The organism is Aeromonas sobria (assembly GCF_000820145.1).
Lineage (GTDB): Bacteria > Pseudomonadota > Gammaproteobacteria > Enterobacterales > Aeromonadaceae > Aeromonas > Aeromonas sobria.
Map to the genome: position 1 here is coordinate 12,234 of NZ_CDBW01000005.1, position 19,406 is coordinate 31,639.

Consider the following 19,406-nt stretch of genomic DNA (forward strand, 5'->3'; position numbering starts at 1 on the left):
GTTCAAGACCTCTTGATGTTAATGAGTGCGAGCCTGGAGCTGGTCGTCCAGCTCGCGCAGTCTCTCGACCGTGCCAATATCGCGCCACTCGCCAGCGAGCAAGCTGCCGCCCACTCGCCCTTGTGCCATCCACTCCCGCAACAGCGGCGCCAGCTTGCGCGCGCCGCAAGAGAGACCGGCAAAGGCTGCCGGATCATATAGTCCGACCCCGCTGAAGGTAAATGCTGGCGTATCCATGACTCGCCCCGCTTGCAGGGCAAAGTCGCCGGTTGGGTGTTGGGGAGGATTGGGCACCAGCCAGAGATGGGCCAGATCATCGCCAAGGGGCTGGCTGACCAGAGTGCGATAATCGACATCGAGCCAGGTATCGCCGTTGATCACCAAAAAGGGTTCTGCGCCCAGCAGCGGCAGCGCCTGCACTATGCCGCCAGCGGTCTCCAGCGCACTCTCCTCGGCCGACCAGTGGATGGTCACCCCAAGCGCACTGCCATCACCAAGGGTCTCAACCAGCTTGTGGCCGAGCCAGGCGTGGTTGATGACCATTTCGGTCACCCCGGCGGCTTTGAGCTTGTCGATGTGATGGACGATGAGGGGCTTGCCCCCCACCGCCAACAGCGGTTTGGGCAGCAAGTCGGTCAGCGGGCGCATCCGCTCGCCCCGGCCAGCGGCCAGGATCATCGCCTTCATGGTTTAACTCCTGCGTTGGCCATCCCGGGCAACACCACCTGCTCCAGCCACTGCCCAAAGCGGGCCAACACCGGATAGGCGCTACCGTGAGTGCGACAAACATCCACCACGTAGCCGAGGGTGCGGGGAATATCCTTGAGATAACCGGACTTGCCATCGCGATGATAGAGCCGGGTGAAGATCCCCGCCGCTTTCAGGTGGCGCTGCATACCGGTCAGGTCGGCATCACGACGGAAACTGGCATAATCGAGCTCGCCAAGCAGACCCGCCTGTTGCAGAGTGGCAAAGCCGTGGCGCATCCCTTCATCGATCACTTCGTCCGGCCAGCGTACGTAGCAATCTTTGAGCAGGGAGACCAAGTCATAGCTAAGGGGCCCGATCACCATGTCCTGAAAATCGATGATGGCAAGGGTGCTGCTCTCGGGGGTATCACCGCCACACACCATCAGGTTGCGACTGTGGAAATCCCGGTGCATCACCCCCTGCGGCTGGGCCAGATTGCAGGCGGTGAGGCAAGCAAAGGTCTCATCCAGCAACAACTGTTCTTCATTGCTCAGGGTCAGTTGCAGATGATGCCCCAACAGCCACTCGGGGAAGATACTGTTTTCTCGCGCCATAAAGGCAGTATCGAACGGCTCAAGCACCAGATCGACCGCCCCCAATCGGGGCAACAGCTCAATGGCTTTGCCATACCAGGCCTGCACCGTTTGCGCGTTCAGACAGCTGATCAGCTGGGTATCGCCAAGGTCGCTGACTGCCAGCAAGCCCTGTTCGTAATCCACTGCTTTTACTGCTGGCGCCAGTAGCTGACGCGCAAGCAAAGCGGCTGAATTACGCACAAACTCATGATTTTTTTCGGTTTTAGGATTGGCATCCACCCATACCAGACCACCACCACGGGAGTAGCGGCGGAAGCTGGCATCACCGGAAATAAGGGTCAACTGAAGGTTGGCATCACCAGAAACATGGCGTGCCCACTGCAATAGCAGGGAATCGCGATCGTGCATAAGTCGGGGACCAAGGTGGAAAGCAGCACTTGGCTGTTAGCCCTGGCTGCAATAATGCTTTATCATTGCCGGCTAACATAAAGCAATGACATGCAATGTCAACTCGATGAAACCTGTCGTAAAATGCATGCCTTGGATCAACCGTATCTCTCACGGATTGCACGAGTCTTTCACATGAAAAAATGGACACTGGGGTACGGCTATCCCATCGCCCTGACTATCAGCCTGGCACCCGCCCTGACATCCATGATGGTACAGGCAGCACCGTTCGATCCGCCGCCAGCCACCGGGATCCTCGATAGTCTTTGCTATGACTATGTTCCCAAAATCGTGAAGCCTGCATCTGATCAGGAGGCCAACGCGCAACCCGTAGAGGTAGATGCCGACCGTCTCGAGGCCAAACAGGGCGGCACCGCCGTCTACGAAGGTGACGTCAAGGTGCGTCAGGGTGTTCGCAAGTTTGACTCCGACTATGCCCAGCTCGATCAGAAGAGCCGGGATGTCATCGCCATCGGCAACATCTATTACAACGACGGTCAGGTGACCGTCACCAGTGACAAGACCCTTAAATCCAACCTCAATACTAAAAACTCCGAGCTGGAAGAGGGCAATTATCAGGTGCATGGCTCACCGGTGCGTGGCTTTGCCAAGCGCGTAGTGATGACCAACAACAATCAGAACATCACCATGGAGGGGGCCCAGTACACCACCTGCCCCCCCGGTCAAGAAGTGTGGACCCTCAAGGCGGGCAGCATCGATATCGACCAGAAAGAGGTGTTCGGTGAAGCCTGGAATGCCAGCCTCTGGCTCTATGACTATCCGGTGTTTTACTTCCCGTACATCAACTTCCCCATCAAAGATGAGCGCAAGACCGGTCTGCTCTACCCTGGTTACAAGCAAAGCTCCAGTAACGGCATGGAGATCACCCAGCCATTTTATTGGAACATTGCCCCCAACTACGATGCCACCATCACCTCCCGCTTTATGGACAAGCGCGGCCTGATGGAGCAGGTGGAGTTCCGCTACATGCCGGACCCCGCCCATACCGGCACCCTCTATTTTGAAAATCTGGCGGATGACAAGCAGTACACCCCGAGCAATCCGAGTCTGGCTGGCCTGTCCGATGGCCATCGCTACCTGATGAACCTACGTCATGGCTCCGCCCTGATGGATGGCTCCCTGCGCTTTGGCATCGACTACACCCAGGTACGGGACAAGGATTACAACTACTTCAACGACTTCAGCCCACAAGTGGGCACCCAGGTCGACAGCCAGTTGCAGCAATCTTTTACCGCAGGCTACTACCAGCACAACTGGAACCTCACCTCCGAGGTGCGCCGCTACCAGATCCTGAGTCCCTACGCGCTGCTGCCACACGAGATGCTGCCCCGTATCGACTACAACTATTACCAGCAAGGAAAATGGTTCGATCTGGCCTGGAACAGCGAGCTGACCAAGTTTGGTTACGACAGCGGCAGCGCCAGTGCCCAGCAGGCCGGTGAGCGCTACACCGCCACCCGTTTGCATCTGGCACCGACCCTGACCGTTCCATTGGTGGACGCGCCGGGTTACTACCTCACCAGCCAGTACAAGCTGATGTTTACCTCCTACAACCAGGAGGTGCCCAAGGATCTGGTCTACACGGATCGCAGCCGCTTCACCGACGCGGATACCAAGCAGTTAACCCTCAAAGACGGCACAGTTACCCGTACCTTGCCCTCCTTCCGTCTCAAAGGGGGGGTCAACTTCGACCGCCCGCTCAACTGGTATGATGGCAAGGGGACCCAGACCCTGGAGCCCGAGTTCCAGTATCTCTATGTTCCCTATCGGGATCAGGATGATATCGGGATCTATGACTCCACCACCACCCGTCAGGACTACTACAGCCTGTTCAGCGATCGCCGCTACGCCGGTCTCGACCGCATCAGCGATGCCAACCGGATCACCGTTGGCCTGACCAGCCGGGTCTATGACAATGTGGGTGATGAGCGGTTACGTCTGGCTGTAGCTCAAGCCTTCGAGATGACGCCGCCCAAGGTGCGTCTCTATCCGTCCGACCCAGAGAGCACCAACTCTCGCTCCCTGCTCTCGTTCGAGGGGGATGCACGCATCACCGATGAGTGGTTTGCCCATGCGGGTACCCAGTACGACACCTCGGAAGGGGAGTTCACCGCCGGTAACAGCGCAGTGGAATACCGGACTGGCAAGCTGACAACCCAGCTCAACTACCGCTATATCAAGGATGGTAACCGGGACTACAGAGACCCCAACAACCCGGCCCTTACCGAAGATCTGAGCCAGGCAGGTTTGGTGATGATGGCGCCGATCGCCGATCAGTGGCAGATGTATGGCGGTTACTATCGTGATATCAAGCAGGATGTGAACATTGACCGGATGATTGGTGTCAAATATGACTCCTGCTGCTGGAGCATCAATATGAGTCTGGAGTGGCACAACCAGCCGGACAACGTCACCCTGCAACCCACCTCGGAAAAAGTCATTGGTCTGCAGTTCGAGATGAAGGGACTTGGCAGCGTAGGTACCGGTGGCCGCAGCGTCACCATGGATACCGAGCTGTTGCCCTATGTTCGCCCGTTTAATCTGAAAGACCAGCAATGATGCTGGTCCAGCCTTGAGAGATGGATATGAAAAAGACCCTGATTGCCCTGCTGACCGCGGGAATGTTTGGTGCCATGAGTCAGGCTGCCCTGGCGGCGCCCGAGCTGATGGACAAGGTACTGGCCGTGGTCAACAAGGACGTGGTGCTGTCCAGTCAACAGGACGCACTGGTCAACAAGGTAAAACTCTCCGCTCAGGAGAGCGGCCAATCCCTGCCTGACGATGCCACCCTGCGCAAACAGGCGCTGGATCGGCTGATCCAGGAGAGCTTGCAGTTGCAACTGGCGGATCGTCAGGGACTGAAAATCAGTGATACCCAACTGGAGCAAGCCATTCAGGGGATCGCGGCCGATAACAAAATGACCCTGGAGCAGCTGCGTGCTCAACTCGCCCGTGAAGGGATGACCTATGCCCAGTATCGGGAAGAGGTGCGCCGCGAGATCCTGATGAACGAGGTACGCCGCAATCAGGTTCGTCGTCGCATCAACATCTCCGAACAGGAGGTGAAGCAGGTGGTCGAGGTTCTGAAAAAACAGGGCCAACAGCAGAACGAATATCACGTCGGTCATATCCAGATTGCCCTGCCGGACAACCCCACCGCAGCCCAGCTGGATGCCGCCAAGAGCAAGATTGACCGAATTCTGGCCGCCCTTAAACAAGGTGCTGACTTCCGCAAGCTGGCCATTGCCGAGAGTAACGGCCCCAAGGCACTGGAAGGGGGTGACTGGGGCTGGATGAGCCCACAAGAGATGCCGACCCTGATGGCCGAAGCAGTACAGGGCGCCAACAAGGGTGACATCGTCGGCCCGCTGCGCTCCGGTGCCGGCCTGCACATCGTCAAGGTGTTCGACACCAAGGGTCAGCAGCAAGTAATGCAGACCGAGGTGAAAGCCCGTCACATCCTGATCAAGCCCTCCATCATCCTGAGCGAAGAGAAAGCCAAGGGGATGCTGGACGGTATTCTGCACGATATCAAAAGCGGCAAGGCCAGCTTCGCCAGCATGGCAGAGAAGCACTCCGAAGATCCGGGCTCTGCGGTGCAGGGCGGCGAATTGGGCTGGTCTGATCCCAATGTCTACGTGCCGGAATTCCGCGACATGGTCAACCGCCTGCAGCCAGGCCAGATCAGCGCCCCGTTCCGTACCAGCCATGGCTGGCACATCGTTCAGGTGGAAGATCGCCGCAGCCAGGATGCCACCGACAAGGCGCAGGAGCAGCGCGCTTACCAGCTGATCTACAACCGCCGCTTCGTGGAAGAGTCCCAGGCGTGGCTGGATGAGCTGCGTGACGAGGCCTACATCCAGATCGAAGGCGCCAGCAGCTGATGAGCTGCCGTCGTCTTGCCGTTACCCCGGGCGAACCGGCGGGGATCGGCCCGGATCTGGTGCTGCAGATTGCTCAGCAGGATTGGCCCCACCAGTTGGTGGTGATCGCCGATCCGGCGCTGCTGCGCGAGCGGGCAGCCCTGCTGGGGCTCAGCGTCGAGCTTGAACCCTATGACGCAACCGCCCCTGCCCGCCCCCAGCGGGCGGGCACCCTGACCGTCTGTCCGGTCACACTCGGCGCCCCCGTGGTGCCGGGTGAGCTGAACGAAGGCAATGGTGCCTATGTGCTGGCGACCCTGCAACGTGCCTGTGACGGTAACCTCAGCGGTGAATTTGCCGCCGTGGTGACCGGACCGGTACACAAAGGGATCATCAATCAGGCCGGGGTCTCGTTCAGCGGTCACACCGAATTCTTTGCCCAGCAGTCCAATACCGCCGATGTGGTGATGCTGCTGGCAACCGAGGGGCTGCGGGTCGCACTGGCGACTACTCACATCCCCCTCGCCTACGTGGCGATGGCCATTACCGAGGATCGCCTCGGCAAGGTGATCAGGATCCTCAACGGGGATCTCACCACCAAGTTTGGCATCGCCAAACCCCGTATTTACGTCTGCGGTCTCAATCCCCATGCCGGGGAAGGTGGCCACCTCGGACGTGAAGAGATTGACGTGATCGAACCCGCTCTGGCCAATCTGCGCCTAGAGGGTATCGATCTGGTCGGCCCATTGCCGGCCGACACCCTGTTCCAGGAAAAATACCTCAAGGATGCGGATGCGGTACTCGCCATGTACCACGACCAGGGGCTGCCGGTGCTCAAATACAAGGGCTTTGGCAGTTCGGTCAATATCACTCTGGGGCTTCCCTTCATCCGCACTTCGGTGGATCACGGCACCGCACTGGATCTGGCAGGCAAAGGCCTGGCGGACTCGGGCAGTCTGATCACCGCGATTAACCACGCCATCAAGATGGTAGAGAAAAAAAGATATGAGCAGTAAGGTGCAGAGCAATAAAGTGCATATGGGTCACACCGCCCGTAAGCGATTCGGTCAAAACTTCTTGCACGATCGCTATGTGATCGACCAGATCGTCGCCGCCATCAACCCGCAACCGGGTCAGAATCTGGTGGAGATCGGTCCGGGTCTGGCTGCGCTGACCGAGCCGGTCGCCTCCCAGATGGACAAGATGACAGTGGTCGAGCTTGACCGGGATCTGGCGGCGCGCCTGCGCGAGCACCCGACTCTCAAAGACAAGCTGACCGTCATCGAAGCCGATGCCATGCGTTTCGACTTCGGCACCCTGATGGGTGAAGGCAAAGGGCCGCTGCGGATCTTCGGTAACCTGCCCTACAACATCTCCACTCCGCTGATCTTCCACCTGTGCGAGTTCGCCGACCGGGTTGAAGACATGCACTTTATGCTGCAAAAGGAAGTGGTATTGCGGATGTGTGCTGGCCCAGGCAGCAAAGCCTATGGTCGCCTGAGCGTGATGGTTCAGTACTACTGTCAGGTAGTACCGGTGCTGGAAGTGGGCCCGGGTGCCTTCAAACCCGCCCCCAAGGTCGACTCTGCCGTAGTGCGCCTGATGCCGCACAAAAACCCGACCATAGTCGCCAAAGACATTCGTTGCCTGAGCCGCGTCTGTACCGAGGGCTTTGGCCAGCGTCGCAAGACCATCCGCAACAGCTTCTCCAACTTCATTACCGACGCCCAGCTGACCGAGCTTGGTATCGATGGCAACCTGCGTCCGGAGAACCTCTCCCTCGAGCAGTTTGTCATGATCGCCAACTGGCTGGCGGATCAGCAACAGGCCTGATCCTGTGGCTCACCCGCACATCGAGATCCGCCCATACCCCATGTATGTGGCGGAATCCAAAGACCCTTACCAGTTTCACTATCTGATCGAGATTGAGAATCTGGGGCCCGGCCCGGTGCAACTGCTGCACCGGCGCTGGCTCATCACCGATGCCAATGGCAAGATGCAGGAAGTGGCAGGCCCGGGCGTGGTCGGGGAACAACCCGTTATCGCCGAAGGTGAGACCTACCGCTACCAGAGCGGCGTGCCGCTGGCGACCCCGCTTGGGGTGATGGAAGGGAGCTATACCCTGCAAGATGGCTCTGGCCAGCAGTTCGAGGCGCCCATCGCCCCCTTCACGCTGGCCATCCCCAATATTATCAACTGAGGTTTCATGGCGAACTGTTTTGTCGGTGACATCCAGGGCTGTTACGACGACTTGCGCCGTCTGCTGGATCTTGCCGCGTTCGATCCCGATAAAGACGTGCTCTGGCTCTGCGGCGACCTGGTCGCCCGCGGCCCGGACTCCCTCAATACCCTGCGTTTCGTCAAAGGGTTGGGCAACCGCGCCGTCGCCGTACTCGGCAACCACGACCTGCACCTGTTGGCGGTGGCCAATGGCGTCGCGCCGCTCAAGAAGAAAGACAAGCTGCAGAGCCTGATGGATGCCCCGGATCGGGATGAACTGCTGGAATGGCTGCGCCACCGCCCGCTGCTGGCCGAGCATCCGGATCTGCCCATCATGATGGTGCATGCCGGTATCTCCCCGGCCTGGGATGCCCGCACCGCCCGCAACTGCGCCCGCGAGGTGGAGAGCCTGCTGCGCGGCGATCAGTACCAGTGGCTGCTGCACAACATGTATGGCGATCAGCCCGATGGCTGGCAAGATGATCTGGTCGGGATCGACCGCTACCGCTACATCATCAACACCTTCACCCGGATGCGCTTCTGCTATTTCGACGGTCGCCTCGACTTCAAATGCAAGAAGGGCCCCAAGGAGTCGACCCCGGGGCTGCGTCCCTGGTTCGAACAGCGGGAGCACCACGTGGATGACCCCGTTCTGGTGTTCGGCCACTGGGCTGCCCTGATGGGCAACACCGGTAAAAGCGATATCAAAGCGCTCGATACCGGCTGCGTCTGGGGCAACAGCCTGACCCTGTGGCGCTACGAGGATGATGCCCTGATCGCCACCCCCTGCCCGGTTCACGCCAGCTAGGGGCAGCACAGCAATCAGGCGGTAGCTGCCGCGCTAATTGCCCAGAACTGCATCAATAACAAAGCCCGGCAATCTGCCGGGCTTTCTGTTTTGTGTTCTCTGGTTCCGTGCGAATAAGGTTACAACTTGCGCCCCAACCGCTTCTCGATCTGGCGCCGCTCCCACTCAGGGCCAAACAGCTTGAAGGGCTGAAATACCCGAATGGCATGGGAGGCAAGTCCCAACCCCCAGCCCAGCGCCGGCCACCAGGCCCAGATATACTCCGGATTGCTCAGGTAGTTGATGACAAACAGCCCGCAGATCACCAGTACATAGCTGGCGACATGGTGATAGAAGCCCTTGAGCCCCTCCACATAGCGCATGGCTTCCCGCTCTTCTGCCGATACCTGCACCGCATCCTGACCCATAGTGTCACTTCCTCTCATCTCACGCTCCTGTTGCTCTGACCCATCCAGTTGAGCCACATCGAGTTCAAAGACGGAGGCCAGGGCCTTGAGAGATTCCAGTCCGGGTTGCTGCCCCTGCTCGATCCGCTGGATAGTGCGGACACTCAAACCAGTCAACGTCGCCAACTGATCCTGGGACCAACCCCGTTGCAATCTCAACTTCCTGACGATCATCGCGAACTCCTTGTGGTAATTGACAGGGCCAGCATAAGGGCTGAGCAGTGACAAACGATACGACAGATGCCTGACACCAACCTGACTTTCTTTTTAAATCAATACATTAGCCAGATATCCACCGCTATCGTGCAAACGCCTTGGTAGCGACTACAAACTGGTGTCGGTCACCCGACAGCAAGCCAACAACCTCATTCTCTTCAAGATAGCGCTTACCACAGCTCAAACAATGAGCTTACAGACTCTGCATCAACTCGGCGGCGATCTCGAAGGAGCGCAGTCGGGCCTGATGGTCGACGATGGGGCCGTTGAACATCAGCTCATCGGCACGGGTTTCCGCCAGCAGCGCCTTGAGACCGTGACGAACCTGCTCCGGCTCCCCCACCAGAGAGCGGGCCAGGGTCTGCTCCATCGCCATCAGCTCACGGGGCGCCCACTCGTCACCAAGCTGGACAACCGGCGCGGGCAGCTTGCCCGCATCACCGCGATGGAGACGCAAGAACTGCTGCTGTACGGTGGTGAACTGGAAGCGTGCCTCCCGCTCGCTGTCGGCGGCGATCATATTGATACAGACCACCGCATGGGGCTTGGGCCAGCGAGCGGAGGGGCGATACTGGCTGCGGTAGATCTCCAGCGCTTGCAGCAACATGGCAGGGGCGAAATGGGAGGCAAAACCGAACGGCAAGCCCATCGCCGCCGCCAGTTGCGCGCTGTAGAGGCTGGAGCCTAGCAGCCAGATGGGCAGATGCAGCCCCTGACCTGGCACAGCCTGCACGGCGCCGATCTCGTCGCCAAAGTAACTCATGAGCTCGCGCACATCGGCCGGGAAATCATCCACCTCACCGCTGCGCATGCGCCGCAGCGCCCGCATGGTGCGCTGATCGGTCCCGGGCGCACGGCCAAGGCCCAGATCGATGCGGTCGGGATAGAGAGAAGCTAAAGTGCCAAACTGCTCGGCAATGACCAGCGGCGAGTGGTTCGGCAACATGATGCCACCCGCCCCGATCCGCAAAGTGGTGGTGGCCTCAGCCAGATGACCGATCAGCACCGAGGTGGCGGCACTGGCAATGTCCGGCATGTTGTGATGCTCGGCCAGCCAGTAGCGCTGGTAACCCCAGCCCTCGGCATGGCGGGCAAGATCCCGCGAACGGCGAAACGACTCGGCAGGCACAGAACCTTCGGCAACAGGCACCAGATCGAGCACGGAATAGGGGATGGCAGACATAAATACACTCCATTGCATCACAATTTGCTAACAGAGGGGCACTCTAGCATGAGATGCTCGAACGGAACACATTTGCCCTGCGGGAGCGCATGCGCCCGATGTAAAAAGGCCACCCCGCAAGCGGGATGGCCTTTTTCAGCACTGCGGCATGATCAGAACAGCAGGTGCGCCACAGCAGCGATAACCGGCAAGGTGACCAGAGTACGCAGCAGGAAGATAACGAACAGCTCCCATAGCTTGACCGGGATCTTGCTACCCAGCAGCAGGGCCCCCACTTCTGACATATAGATGAGCTGGGTCACCGACATGGCGGCAATCACGAAGCGAGTCATGTCGCTCTCGATGGTCGAGGCCAGCACCGCCGGAATGAACATGTCGGCAAAACCGACCATGATGGTCTTGGAGGCCGCTTCAGCCTCCGGCAGTTGCAGCAGCTCCAGCAAGGGAACAAAGGGCGCCCCCAGCCAGGTGAAGATAGGGGTGTGTTCGGCCAGTATCAGGGCGCAGGTACCGATCGCCATCACCACCGGCAATACGCCAAATATCATATCCAGCGCATTCTTCACCCCTTCCCGTGCTACCGCGCCCAAGTCACTCACATTATCAGCCTTGGTCAATGCCCGCTCGAAGCCATAGCTCATCACGCTGTGCTGGTGCGGCACTGCCTCCTGCTTACGGCACAAGGGCGTGCCATCGGCATAGATATCTTTCTTCCAGCACAGTGGTGGCAAACGCGGCACCACGATGGCAGCGACCACGCCAGCCAGGCAGACGGTCAGATAGAAAGGAACAAACATGTGCTCCAGTTTTACCTGAGAGATCACCACCAGACAGAAGGTGATGGAAACAGCAGAGAAGGTGGTGCCAATCACCGCGGCTTCACGCTGGGTATAAAACTTCCCTTCATACTGCTTGCTGGTCAGCAGGATGCCCACGCTGCCATCGCCGAGCCAGGAGGCAAAGCAGTCCACCGCGGAGCGACCCGGCAAGCGGAATACCGGACGCATGATGCGGGTCATCATGGTGCCGACAAACTCCAACAGCCCGAAATCGAGCAGCAGTGGCAGTAACAAACCAGCAAACAGGAAGACTGAAAAGAGCACCGGCAGCAGATCGTGCAACACCAGACCACCGGTTGCGCCGGAATAGAGCAACTCTGGCCCCATCTCGAAGAAGGTCAGCAGCACGAAAATACCGCCCAACACCCGTACACAGGCCCAGAAAGGGGAGACATTGAACAGGCTGTTGAGGAAAGGGCGGCGCACCAGAATCGCCGGCTTGAACAACCAGGCAATCACCGTCATCAGCATGGTGGTGGTGATTACCGCACTGACCATGGCCACCAGATAATCGGCAAACACCCGCTGAACCAGCTTGGCCAGCACGGCAACCGGGATGGTGACATTGCCCTGATAGAGGACCGGCGTCATGAACAGCAGGATCCCGATAAGTGAAGGAACCAAAAACATCAATACGTTACGGCGGGTATTGACCGCGGGTGCTTCGAGACTCTTTTCCAACATGATATGACAGCCCTGACGTTACATTTACCTAGCCTGGCCAACCTGCATATTCACGCATTGACCAGCAATAGCGCGCGCAAGAATACTCTAAAAAAACGCACAAACAAGCCTTTAATCGAGTGAATTGCGCATAAATATTTCCACAGGTAAACCTTTCATCAAAACAACCCGATACAGCAACGCATATCGATTCAATCGACATTGCCAGACTATTGTTTCGTTTTTGTTGGATTTTGTGGGTGGTATAACCCGAACCAAAGGCTCGGCAATACCTGATGTAACCGACTCGCCGAATGAGTGGTTGCTCGACAGGTATAAAAAAACCGGAGCCTGCGAAGGCTCCGGTTTTCAGTGACAGTAACGGGGATCAGTCACGCACGTAGATGACTTCAACGCCATCATCTTCGTCGTCATCCCAATCATCGTCATCCAGCCCTTCGTCGAAGGCCACAGAAGCGGCGAGCGCTTCTGCTTCAGCTTGAGCCAGCTGATTCTTGTGGTAATCGTCCCACTTGAACTCAACCTTCTCGATAGCGTCTTGCGCATCTTGCGCCAGTTGACGAGGCATAGTGTCCAGCAAGTCCAGAATGTCGTAGCAGACCTTCTTGGTACCTTCCTTGCTGATGGCGGTGATGGCGTAGACCGGACCTTCATGGTTCAGGGCCGCCTTGACGCGATCCATCACTTCCTGGGCTTCTTCTTCCAGGATCAGATCCATCTTGTTGAACACCAACCAGCGCGGTTTGCCTGCCAGCTCGGGGCTGTACTTCTCCAGCTCGCCCACAATGGTGACGGCATTTTGCGCAGGATCAGAACCATCGATCGGGCAAATATCAACCAGATGGAGCAATACACGGCAACGCTCAAGGTGTTTCAGGAAACGAATACCGAGACCTGCACCGTCAGCAGCACCTTCGATCAGACCCGGAATATCGGCGATCACGAAGGAGCGGGAGTTCTCACCACGCACCACACCCAGGTTCGGTACCAGGGTGGTGAAGGGATAATCGGCTACCTTGGGACGAGCAGCAGAGACCGCGCGAATAAAGGTAGACTTGCCTGCGTTGGGCAGGCCCAGCATGCCGACATCGGCCAGCAGCAGCAGCTCCAGCTTGAGGGTACGTACTTCGCCCGGAGTACCATTACTCTTCTGACGGGGAGCACGGTTAACTGAACTTTTGAAGCGGGTGTTACCCAAACCGTGGAAACCACCTTTGGCAACCATCAGCTTCTGGCCATGACTGGTCAAGTCACCCAGTCGCTCACCGGTATCTTCGTCACTGGCACGGGTACCGACCGGCACACGCAGCACCCGATCCTTACCACGATGACCAGTACAGTTGGCACTACGACCATTTTCCCCACGCTCGGCAGCATGGAAGCGCTCGAAACGGTAGTCGATCAGGGTATTGAGGTTCTCGTCGGCAATCAGATAAACATCACCACCGTCACCACCGTCACCGCCATCGGGTCCACCGTTCGGAATATACAATTCCCGGCGAAAGCTGACGCAACCGTTACCACCATCGCCGGCATCGACTCGAATCTGGACTTCATCAACAAACTTCATAGGCACCGTCACCTTAATTCGAAAAACCGATACGCGATTATAGTGGTACAGACCCCTGCGGGCGATACGCATCTTGGCAATCCACGCCTCTGTCGAGGCACGGGTCATCTGCGTTCCGTTTTTTCGTCAACAATTCAGAAAAACAAAAGCCCCGCCTGTTGGCGGGGCTTCGGATCCTTGCGGTCCGTAATTACTCAGCAATGATGCTTACGTATTTACGATTCAGCGGACCTTTAACTTCGAACAGGATCTTACCAGTTGCTTTCGCGAACAAGGTGTGATCTGTTCCCAGACCAACGTTAGTACCAGCATGGAACTTGGTGCCACGCTGACGAACGATGATGCTGCCAGCCAGAACTGTTTCGCCGCCGAAACGCTTCACGCCAAGGCGTTTAGCTTCAGAATCGCGACCGTTGCGGGATGAACCGCCAGCTTTTTTGTGTGCCATCTATCGGACTCCTCTAATTAAGCGCTGATGCCAGTGATTTTGACTTCAGTGAACCACTGACGGTGGCCCGCTTGCTTGCGATGGTGCTTACGACGACGGAACTTGACGATAGTCACTTTCTCGCCACGGCCGTGAGCCACAACTTCAGCTACAACCTTGCCACCTTCAACAAAAGGAGCACCTACTTTAAAAGTGTCGCCTGCAGCAACCATCAGAACTTCGTTGAAGTCGATGGTAGCGCCAGTCTCAACGTTCAGCTTTTCCAGACGAACGATTTGACCTTCGGCCACACGGTGTTGTTTTCCGCCGCTTTGGAATACCGCGTACATTTGATTAACTCCGTAAAGGCATGTCTTTTGCTCAAGGCTAGACATGCGCAAAAACCTATAACAATGGGCGGGCATTCTACGCAAATCGATTTGCTCAGGCAAGGCCAATTTAGCAAAAAGTTTATTTTGTGCGCATATCTGCCGCCGTGGATAAACACCTAACTGTAACCCATTGTGAAATCGTGTAGAATCCCCGCCATTACTAAAATCGCAGTTATTGCTGCTGTCACGTTACGAGACTTATGGACCAACAGACTATCCGTGCGCTCTGTGCCGCCGACATGACGGCGGTCAATGAACTGATCCTGGCCCGACTCCAGTCCGATGTTAGTCTGATCAATCAGCTGGGTTTCTACATCGTCAGTGCCGGCGGCAAGCGAATGCGCCCCATGCTGACTGTGATGGCCGCCCGCGCGCTCGGCTATGAGGGTGAGGATCACCTGAAACTGGCCGCCATCATCGAATTTATCCACACCTCCACTTTGCTGCATGATGACGTAGTCGATGAATCTGACCTGCGTCGCGGCCGTGAAACGGCGAATGCCATGTTTGGCAATGCCGCAAGCGTCTTGGTCGGTGATTATCTCTATAGCCGCTCCTTCCAGATGATGGCCGAACTCTCCAACCTGCGGGTGATGGAGATCCTGTCGGATGCCACCAACACCATTGCAGAAGGGGAAGTGTTGCAGTTGATGAACTGTAACGACCCGGATACCACCGAGCAGAGTTACATGACGGTCATCTACTGTAAGACCGCCAAGCTGTTCGAGGCCGCCACCCGCCTCGCCGCCGTGCTGACCCATCAGCCCGAGCCCGTCGAGCAGGCAATGACCGATTACGGCAAGTATCTGGGTACTGCGTTCCAGATCATCGATGATGTGATGGATTACTGCTCCCAGAGCGAGGAGATGGGCAAGAACGTCGGTGACGATCTGGCTGAAGGCAAACCTACCCTGCCGCTACTGCGGGCCATGGCTGTAGGTAGTGCGGAAGAGCGCCAGCTGGTGCGCGATGCCATCGAGCACCGCAACGGTATGGAGCATCTCGACCAGATCCTCGGGATTCTCGGCCGTACCGGTGCGCTGGAGTACTCACGGATGCGTGCCCGGGAGGAGGCTGACAAGGCCATTGCCGCCCTCGCCATCCTGCCTGACTCCCGCCACAAGCAAGCGCTGGAAACCCTTGCTCACATGGCGGTACAACGCAGCGCCTGAGTCTACGGCTCCCCTGGCAATAAAAAAGAGGCAACCGCCTCTTTTTTATTGCCTGTCATTCGACGGCGGGGCTAGCTATCAAGGCTCAGTGGTTCAACATCCAGAGGATCACCAGCCCTGCCACCACCAGGGATCCTCCGATGCGGCGCAACTGCTCCGGAGGCTGCTCGCTCAGCAGACGCAGCATCTGTTGCCATGCTTGTGGGACCAGCAGAGGACCCAGCCCTTCAAACAGCAATAACAGCCCCAATCCTGCCAGCATAGATGTCAGCATCTTATCCCCTTAAATAAAAAAACCACCCGCATCGACAGGTGGCTTTAGCACTCAAAACAAAAGGGTCTGATGCGTCAGACCCTTTTGAGATAACCTTTCGGCGATAATTACTTGGTGCCGTTAGGAGATTTGAGGTAGCGGAAGAACTCGCTGTCCGGCTTCAGAACCATCAGGTCGTTGCCACCGGCGAAGCTCTTGCGATAGGCCTCCATACTACGCACGAAGCTGAAAAACTCGGGGTCTTTCTTGTAGCTGTCGGCATAGATCTTGGCTGCCTCAGCATCACCTTCACCACGCAGTTGCCGCGCATTACTCTCGGCGTCGGCGATCATCACGGTCACCTTGCGGTCGATGTCTGCACGCAGGATTTCAGCCTGCTCACGACCCTGGGAGCGATGCTCACGGGCTACCGCAGTCCGCTCGGCACGCATCCGCTGATAGATGGAGCTGGAGACTTCTACCGGCAGGTTGATCTGCTTGATCCGCACATCAACCACCTTGATACCGAGCTCGGAAGAGCGCGCCATCTTCATCAGCGCATCTTCCATCACGGTACTGCGCTCACCAGAGACGATGTCTTTGATGGTACGGTTACCGATCTCGGAACGCAGACCGTTGTTGATTTTACGCTTGAGCAGGTCTTCCGCCTGGATCTTGTTGCCACCACCGGTTGCCAGGTAGTACTTGGAGAAGTCCTCGATCTTCCACTTCACGTAAGAGTCGATGATGAGGTCTTTCTTCTCGGAGGTAACAAAACGATCTGCCTGGCCTTCCAGCGTCTGGATGCGGGCATCCATCTTGCGGACCTGATCGATGAGCGGCACCTTGAAGTGCAGACCCGGCTCATAGAGCCGTGGCTCACCGGATTCAACCCGCTTCACCTTGCCAAACTGCACCACTATCCCTTTCTGGCCTTCATCAATGATGAAAACAGAAGAGAAGCAGAACATGGTCGCCACAGCGATGACACCAATAGCTATTTTTTTCATCTATTAGTTTCTCCCTGAGCTGAAACGGTCACCGCCACGCAGTGGGGTCGGTGTAGAGTTGGCCCCTTCGTTGGAAGGTGGGGTCGATTCAACCGCTGGCGTGCCTGCCGGACGAGCCGGTTGTACCGCGTTCGCTTTACCAGACAGTTTGTCGAGCGGCAGATAAATCATGCTGTTGTTGCCAGCAGGCATGTCCACAACCACCTTGTTAGTCTGCTGATAGAGCTCTTCCATGGTTTCCAGGTAGATACGCTCACGAGTCAGTTCAGGCGCTGCTTGATACTGGGGCAGCAACTCGTTGAAGCGAGCAACTTCACCCTGGGCCTTCAACACGATCTGGGACTTGTAACCTTCGGCTTCCTGTTCCAGACGCTTGACCGAGCCACGTGCTTTTGGCTCCACTTCACGAGCATAAGCTTCGGCTTCACGGATAAAGCGCTGCTCATCTTCCTGAGCGGAGATGGCATCATCGAAGGCGTCTTTCACCTCTTCCGGCGGACGAGCCGGCAAGAAGTTGACGTCCACAATTTGCAGGCCCATCTGGTAAGGTTCGACGATGCTATCGACAACCTGCCAGGTTTCCTGACGCACTTTTTCCCGACCGGTGGTCAGTACATCGTCCATGCGGGTATGGCCCACCACATAACGCAGGGCGCTATCGGTGGCCTGACTCAGACTCTCGTCGGCATTGGTCACGCTGAACAGATACTGCTCGGGATTGACGACACGGTATTGCACGTCCATTTCGACCCGCACCACGTTTTCATCCTGAGTCAGCATGAAACCTGACGCTGGCAGGGAACGCACGGACTCCACATCCACCGGGATCACCCGATCGATAAAGGTCGGCTTCCAGCGCAGGCCCGGATCAACGTTATGGGAATACTCCCCAAAACGCAGCACCACGCCTCGCTCAGCTTCGCGAATGGTATAGAAGCCACTGACGACCCACACCACCACCGCCACGACCAGGGCGATAGAGAGGCCAAACCGACCCACATCACCACCAGACTTGCCACCGCCAAACAGACCACCAAACCGGCTGGTCACCTTGCGCAGCATCGCATCCAGATCAGGGGGTCCCTGATTCTTGCCGTTATTCCCCCAAGGGTCACGGTCTTTGCCGTTATTTCCAGGCTCATTCCAAGCCATCAGCGTCTCCATTAATACATGCAGATGGATATCATCTCTATCTGACCATCAATCGTTGATGAAGCCATTAAGCATTCATCTTCATCGACCAATCAATGTCGGATAAAGCGTTGTAAACTCTCACCTTCCAGTTTCACAAGGCGGTTCCAGTCGGCCACTTGCAAGCGGACTTCCAGTACAAAATCCCCCTCCTCGCTAAAACCTTCCCGTTCAATCCCTTTCAGCTGATAGAGCGCACTGCGCAATCTAGCAGCAGAGGGGGGTAACTGCAGGGTGTGATGCACCATGGAGCCAGCCAGCAATTCAGTCAGCGCCATAAACAGGTATTCACAGCCTTCACCGGTCTGGGCCGATAACCAGACACGCACCGGGCGCCCCTCGTCATTACGTTCCAGACCCGCAGGGCGATCCGCCAGCTTGTCGATCTTGTTGCAGATCATCAGCTGCGGGCGGTCATCCGCTTCGATTTCGGCGAGCACCTGCTGCACGGCATCGATATTTTCCTGCATCTGCTCATCGGCACAGTCCACCACATGCAGCAACAGATCCGCTTCGCGGGTCTCCTGCAGGGTCGCCTTGAAGGCTGCGACCAGATCATGGGGCAAGTGTCGAATAAATCCAACTGTATCTGCCAAAATCACATCACCCACATCCCGGATCACCAGTTTACGCAGGGTGGGATCCAGAGTTGCAAACAACTGATCGGCAGCATACACACTGGCAGCTGTAAGTTGGTTGAACAAAGTAGACTTTCCGGCGTTGGTATAACCAACCAGTGACACCGTCGGCACTTCATTACGATTACGGGCGCGACGGCCCTGTTCCCGCTGCTTGGCTACCTTGTCGAGCCGACGCAAAATCGCCTTGATTCGTTCCCGCAGCAGCCGTCGGTCAGTTTCAAGTTGGGTTTCACCCGGTCCACGCAGACCGATCCCGCCCTTTTGACGCTCGAGGTGGGTCCAGCCTCGCACCAAGCGAGTGGAGAGATGGCGTAACTGGGCCAGTTCGACCTGCAGTTTACCTTCGTGGGTTCGGGCGCGCTGGGCGAAGATATCGAGGATAAGACCTGTTCGGTCGACCACCCGGCACTGGAACAGACGCTCCAGGTTACGCTCTTGGGCAGGGCTCAGGGCATGGTTGAAGATCACCACGTCGGCGCCCAGCAGCTGGACTTGGGACGCGATCTCTTCAGCCTTGCCGCTACCGACAAACAGCTTGGCACTGGGGGCACTGCGACTGGTGGTAACAACCCCTAGCGCATTGACGCCGGCAGAGCTCACCAACATCTTGAGCTCTTCCAGATCCTCGCGCTCACCTTCATCACTGAAGTTCACATGCACCAGAACGGCCTGTTCGCCAGCTTCATAACGGTCAAACAAGCGTTTGCTCCTTAACAGGGATCATCACCAATCCAAAT

19 protein-coding genes are annotated in these 19,406 nt (G+C 57.3%); 7 read left to right on the top strand and 12 right to left on the bottom strand.

From position 1 onward, the window contains the following. Positions 1 to 18: 18 nt before the first annotated feature. On the bottom strand, positions 19 to 687 hold the full coding sequence (gene murU / locus BN1135_RS02110; RefSeq protein ID WP_042018485.1) for an N-acetylmuramate alpha-1-phosphate uridylyltransferase MurU: 669 nt from the start codon (positions 685 to 687) through the stop codon (positions 19 to 21). Beyond that, entirely contained in the window at positions 684 to 1,694 is a 1,011-nt protein-coding gene (locus tag BN1135_RS02115; RefSeq protein ID WP_042018486.1) for an aminoglycoside phosphotransferase family protein, read from the bottom strand. The genes murU and BN1135_RS02115 overlap by 4 nt, the downstream gene beginning before the upstream one ends. A 174-nt stretch (positions 1,695 to 1,868) precedes the next feature. Here BN1135_RS02115 and lptD point away from each other — a divergent pair, with 174 nt between their 5' ends. Genes lptD through BN1135_RS02145 form a run of 6 tightly spaced genes read left to right on the top strand, consistent with a single transcriptional unit; the run spans position 1,869 to position 8,645 of the window. Then, positions 1,869 to 4,313, top strand: a complete 2,445-nt coding sequence (gene lptD, locus BN1135_RS02120) for an LPS assembly protein LptD (RefSeq protein WP_042018487.1) — start codon at positions 1,869 to 1,871, stop codon at positions 4,311 to 4,313. 26 nt (positions 4,314 to 4,339) lie between these two features. Continuing rightward, complete coding sequence (gene surA, locus BN1135_RS02125) at positions 4,340 to 5,638, top strand: peptidylprolyl isomerase SurA (RefSeq protein ID WP_042018622.1); 1,299 nt, start codon at positions 4,340 to 4,342, stop codon at positions 5,636 to 5,638. Next, positions 5,638 to 6,633: a 4-hydroxythreonine-4-phosphate dehydrogenase PdxA gene (pdxA, locus tag BN1135_RS02130; RefSeq protein ID WP_042018488.1), complete on the top strand. Its 996-nt coding sequence runs from the start codon at positions 5,638 to 5,640 to the stop codon at positions 6,631 to 6,633. Before surA ends, pdxA begins: the two co-directional genes overlap by 1 nt. After that, positions 6,623 to 7,450: a 16S rRNA (adenine(1518)-N(6)/adenine(1519)-N(6))-dimethyltransferase RsmA gene (gene rsmA, locus BN1135_RS02135; protein ID WP_042018489.1), complete on the top strand. Its 828-nt coding sequence runs from the start codon at positions 6,623 to 6,625 to the stop codon at positions 7,448 to 7,450. The genes pdxA and rsmA overlap by 11 nt, the downstream gene beginning before the upstream one ends. A 4-nt stretch (positions 7,451 to 7,454) precedes the next feature. Further along, positions 7,455 to 7,817: a Co2+/Mg2+ efflux protein ApaG gene (gene apaG, locus BN1135_RS02140; RefSeq protein WP_042018490.1), complete on the top strand. Its 363-nt coding sequence runs from the start codon at positions 7,455 to 7,457 to the stop codon at positions 7,815 to 7,817. A 6-nt stretch (positions 7,818 to 7,823) separates the two neighbouring features. Then, positions 7,824 to 8,645 carry a symmetrical bis(5'-nucleosyl)-tetraphosphatase gene (locus BN1135_RS02145; RefSeq protein ID WP_042018492.1) on the top strand — a complete coding sequence of 274 codons (822 nt, stop codon included), beginning with the start codon at positions 7,824 to 7,826 and terminating at the stop codon, positions 8,643 to 8,645. Positions 8,646 to 8,764: 119 nt separating this feature from the next. Here the strand turns inward: BN1135_RS02145 and BN1135_RS02150 are convergent, their stop codons facing one another. The 6 genes from BN1135_RS02150 to rplU form a co-directional block, all read right to left on the bottom strand. Next, positions 8,765 to 9,265, bottom strand: a complete 501-nt coding sequence (locus BN1135_RS02150) for a 2TM domain-containing protein (protein WP_042018494.1) — start codon at positions 9,263 to 9,265, stop codon at positions 8,765 to 8,767. 235 nt (positions 9,266 to 9,500) lie between these two features. Continuing rightward, positions 9,501 to 10,490, bottom strand: a complete 990-nt coding sequence (locus BN1135_RS02155) for a luciferase-like monooxygenase (protein ID WP_042018495.1) — start codon at positions 10,488 to 10,490, stop codon at positions 9,501 to 9,503. 152 nt (positions 10,491 to 10,642) lie between these two features. Continuing rightward, a complete protein-coding gene (locus tag BN1135_RS02160; protein WP_042018498.1) occupies positions 10,643 to 12,013 on the bottom strand; it encodes a YjiH family protein in 1,371 nt (456 codons plus the stop codon). A 367-nt stretch (positions 12,014 to 12,380) separates the two neighbouring features. Then, complete coding sequence (gene cgtA, locus BN1135_RS02165) at positions 12,381 to 13,583, bottom strand: Obg family GTPase CgtA (protein WP_042018500.1); 1,203 nt, start codon at positions 13,581 to 13,583, stop codon at positions 12,381 to 12,383. A 190-nt stretch (positions 13,584 to 13,773) separates the two neighbouring features. Then, entirely contained in the window at positions 13,774 to 14,031 is a 258-nt protein-coding gene (gene rpmA / locus BN1135_RS02170; RefSeq protein ID WP_042018503.1) for a 50S ribosomal protein L27, read from the bottom strand. A gap of 17 nt (positions 14,032 to 14,048) precedes the next feature. Then, the gene (gene rplU / locus BN1135_RS02175; protein WP_005304210.1) at positions 14,049 to 14,360 is read right to left on the bottom strand and encodes a 50S ribosomal protein L21; all 312 of its coding nucleotides are present in this window, start codon (positions 14,358 to 14,360) and stop codon (positions 14,049 to 14,051) included. A 242-nt stretch (positions 14,361 to 14,602) separates the two neighbouring features. Here rplU and ispB point away from each other — a divergent pair, with 242 nt between their 5' ends. Beyond that, on the top strand, positions 14,603 to 15,574 hold the full coding sequence (ispB, locus tag BN1135_RS02180; RefSeq protein WP_042018505.1) for an octaprenyl diphosphate synthase: 972 nt from the start codon (positions 14,603 to 14,605) through the stop codon (positions 15,572 to 15,574). 85 nt (positions 15,575 to 15,659) lie between these two features. Here the strand turns inward: ispB and BN1135_RS02185 are convergent, their stop codons facing one another. The 4 genes from BN1135_RS02185 to hflX form a co-directional block, all read right to left on the bottom strand. Further along, on the bottom strand, positions 15,660 to 15,848 hold the full coding sequence (locus tag BN1135_RS02185) for a DUF2065 domain-containing protein (protein ID WP_042018508.1): 189 nt from the start codon (positions 15,846 to 15,848) through the stop codon (positions 15,660 to 15,662). Between the two features lie 107 nt (positions 15,849 to 15,955). Next, positions 15,956 to 16,837, bottom strand: a complete 882-nt coding sequence (gene hflC, locus BN1135_RS02190) for a protease modulator HflC (protein ID WP_042018510.1) — start codon at positions 16,835 to 16,837, stop codon at positions 15,956 to 15,958. A gap of 3 nt (positions 16,838 to 16,840) precedes the next feature. Continuing rightward, positions 16,841 to 17,989, bottom strand: a complete 1,149-nt coding sequence (hflK, locus tag BN1135_RS02195; RefSeq protein WP_042018513.1) for an FtsH protease activity modulator HflK — start codon at positions 17,987 to 17,989, stop codon at positions 16,841 to 16,843. 92 nt (positions 17,990 to 18,081) lie between these two features. After that, on the bottom strand, positions 18,082 to 19,368 hold the full coding sequence (gene hflX / locus BN1135_RS02200; RefSeq protein ID WP_042018516.1) for a ribosome rescue GTPase HflX: 1,287 nt from the start codon (positions 19,366 to 19,368) through the stop codon (positions 18,082 to 18,084). Positions 19,369 to 19,406 lie beyond the last annotated feature (38 nt).